This window comes from Brevundimonas diminuta ATCC 11568, assembly GCF_000204035.1.
In the GTDB taxonomy this organism is placed as follows: Bacteria; Pseudomonadota; Alphaproteobacteria; order Caulobacterales; family Caulobacteraceae; genus Brevundimonas; species Brevundimonas diminuta.
In genome coordinates this window covers 1,381,890-1,384,948 of sequence record NZ_GL883086.1, presented here as the reverse complement: position 1 = coordinate 1,384,948, position 3,059 = coordinate 1,381,890, and the positions used below count along the sequence as shown (strand labels likewise).

At 66.9% G+C, this 3,059-nt stretch carries 2 protein-coding genes; one reads left to right on the top strand and one right to left on the bottom strand.

What is annotated here, in order from left to right:
- The first annotated feature begins 176 nt into the window (after positions 1 to 176).
- Positions 177 to 1,679, top strand: a complete 1,503-nt coding sequence (locus BDIM_RS10565; RefSeq protein ID WP_003165585.1) for a CoA-acylating methylmalonate-semialdehyde dehydrogenase — start codon at positions 177 to 179, stop codon at positions 1,677 to 1,679.
- Positions 1,680 to 1,894: 215 nt separating this feature from the next.
- Here BDIM_RS10565 and BDIM_RS10560 read toward each other — a convergent pair.
- Positions 1,895 to 3,059: helix-turn-helix domain-containing protein (locus BDIM_RS10560; protein ID WP_040345754.1), on the bottom strand; the 1,165-nt coding region annotated here is incomplete at its 5' end.

Here is a 3,059-nt window from a genome sequence, read left to right as displayed (position 1 = left end):
CTGCGCCGCCGTGGCCAGAGACCCGGCGCGCGCGGCCGCCAGAAACACTCTCAGATCATCCCAGTCGAACATATGCAGATATGCACATCATCACCTGCAAGATTGCAATGGGCCTGACCCGCCCGCTCTGCTAGGGCAGGCTCACGAAGAACCATAATCATCGGGAGAGACGTTCAATGCGCGATATTCGCCACTTCATCGACGGTGCGGCTTTTGATGGGGCGTCGGGCCGCTTCGGCGACGTCTTCAACCCCAACACCGGCGAGGTTCAGGCCCGCGTCCAGCTGGCGACGCCGTCGGAACTGGACCGTGCGGTCCAGTCGGCGCAGGCCGCCTTCGAAGGCTGGTCCTCGACCAACCCGCAGCGCCGCGCCCGCGTCATGTTCGAGTTCAAGCGCCTGGTCGAGGCGAACATGAACGAACTGGCAGAACTGCTGTCCAGCGAGCACGGCAAGGTCATCGCCGACTCCAAGGGCGACATCCAGCGCGGTCTGGAAGTGATCGAGTTCGCCTGCGGCATCCCGCACGCCTCGAAGGGCGAATACACCTATGGCGCCGGTCCGGGCATCGACGTCTATTCCATGCGCCAGCCGCTGGGCGTGGTGGCGGGCATCACTCCGTTCAACTTCCCGGGCATGATCCCGATGTGGATGTTCGGCGTGGCCATCGCTGCGGGCAACACCTTCATCCTGAAGCCTTCCGAGCGTGATCCGTCCCTGCCGGTGCGTCTGGGCGAACTGATGATGGAGGCGGGCGCGCCCAAGGGCGTGCTGAACGTCGTTCACGGCGACAAGGTCGCGGTCGACTCCATCCTCGAACACCCGCTGATCCACGCCGTCAGCTTCGTCGGCTCGTCGGACATCGCCCACTATGTGTTCCAGAAAGGCGCGGCCCACGGCAAGCGCGTTCAGGCCATGGGCGGCGCCAAGAACCACGGCATCGTCCTGCCCGACGCCGACATGGACCAGGTCATTAAGGATCTGACCGGCGCGGCCTATGGCTCGGCCGGCGAGCGCTGCATGGCCCTGCCGGTGGTGGTGCCGGTCGGTCAGCGCACCGCCGATGAACTGCGCGAGCGTCTGGTCTCGGAAATCCCGAACCTGCGCGTCGGCGTCTCGACCGACGCCGAGGCCCACTACGGCCCCGTCGTCACCCAGACCCACAAGGACAAGGTTCTGGGCTGGATCAACAAGGGCGTGGAAGAAGGCGCCGAACTGGTCGTCGACGGCCGCGAGTTCAGCCTGCAGGGCCACGAGAAGGGCTTCTTCATCGGCCCGTCGCTGTTCGACCACGTCAAGCCCGAGATGGAATCCTACAAGGAAGAGATCTTTGGCCCGGTGCTGCAGATCATGCGCGCCGCCAGCTTCGAGGAGGCGCTGAGCCTGCCGAGCAAGCACCAGTACGGCAACGGCGTCGCCATCTTCACCCAGAACGGCCGCGCGGCCCGCGACTTCGCCGCCCGCGTCAACGTCGGCATGGTCGGCATCAACGTGCCCATCCCGGTGCCGGTGGCCTATCACTCGTTCGGCGGCTGGAAGCGTTCGGCCTTCGGCGACATCAACCAGCACGGCATGGAAGGCGTCCGCTTCTGGACCAAGACCAAGACCGTGACCGCCCGCTGGCCTGACAGCGACCTGGAGCACGCGGACTCGAGCTTCGTCATCCCGACGATGGGCTGACCTTGACCCTCTCCCGATGGGAGAGGGCTTGAGCCTCGGAGAGCGTAGCGATCCGCTAAGGCGACCCGAAGGGCGGCGCGAAGCAGCCAAAGGGTGAGGGTTCCGAAGTCAGCCGTTTTTTGCGGCGGCTTACGCCGACTGAGGCCGGGAACCCTCATCCGCCCCTTCGGGGCACCTTCTCCCATCGGGAGAAGGATTGCAGTGGGCGTTAAAGGCTAGCTGAGAACGTACGGAATCACCCCCCGCTCATTCTCCGGCACGGCCAGCGTTCGGTCGATCGGCGGAAACGCCCGTTGCGTACAGTCCGTCCGCTCGCAGATGCGGCAGTTGACCCCCATGCGCGTCGGCGGGCCGTTCAGGTCCAGCCCGTCCGCATAGACCAACTGGGCCGCGTGCTCGATCTCGCACCCCAGTCCCAGCGCATAGCGCCTGTCCGGCTCCAGGAACGACCCGCCCGGTTTGGACACGCTCTTGGCGATACAGACGTAGCGGGCGCCGTCAGGCATCTCCGACAGATTGACCAGAATGCGGTCCGGGGCGCTGAACGCCTCATGGACGTTCCACAGCGGGCAGGCGCCGCCGAAGCGGGCGAACTGGAAGCGCGTGGCGCTGTGCCGCTTGGTGATGTTCCCGGCCATGTCCACCCGCGCGAAGTAGAAGGGCACGCCGCGCCAGCCGGGCCTCTGTAGCGTGCTCAACCGGTGGCAGGCCTGTTCGAAGCTGACGTGGAAGCGGTTGCGCAGGCGGTCCACGTCGTGCCGCAGCTCCCGCGCCGCCTCCAGAAACGCGCGATAGGGCAGCAGCAGCGCACCCGCTGCATAGTTGGCCAGACCGACCCGGCACACGTCGCGCGCGGCGGGAATGTCGAAGGCGGCGCGGTCCAGTTCGTGCTCGATCAGGTTTTCGAACCGTAAGCGAACCAGCTGATGCGCCATCTGGAAGGCGCGGGTGGCGCCCGGCAGGCTGGCGTCGACATAGAGGATGCGCGCGCTCGGATCGAACCGCCGCATGGCGCCGCGCCCCTGACCGGTGGCGACGCGCACGCCGCACAGATCGTTGAGGGCGGCCTCCAGTTCGCGCTCAGGATGGACGCCGTCGCCCAGGTTCAGCCGCGCGGCTAGATCCTCCGCCGCCCGGTCCAGGGCGTCGATGTAGTTGTCGCGATAGTGGAAGAAGTCGCGCACCGCCTCATAGGGCAGGGCGGGGGCGGCGTCGGCGGCGTGTTCGTCGCGGCCCAGCGTCTCGTTCAGCGTCTTCAGCCGCTCGTCCAGACGGCGATAGTCCTGGTGCAGGGCCAGGAACTGCCGCGCCAGCCGGGGCGCGTTCATGGCCGCCTGCTTCAGCTCGCCCGCCGTCGGCGCCTCGGCGTGGCCCGCGACG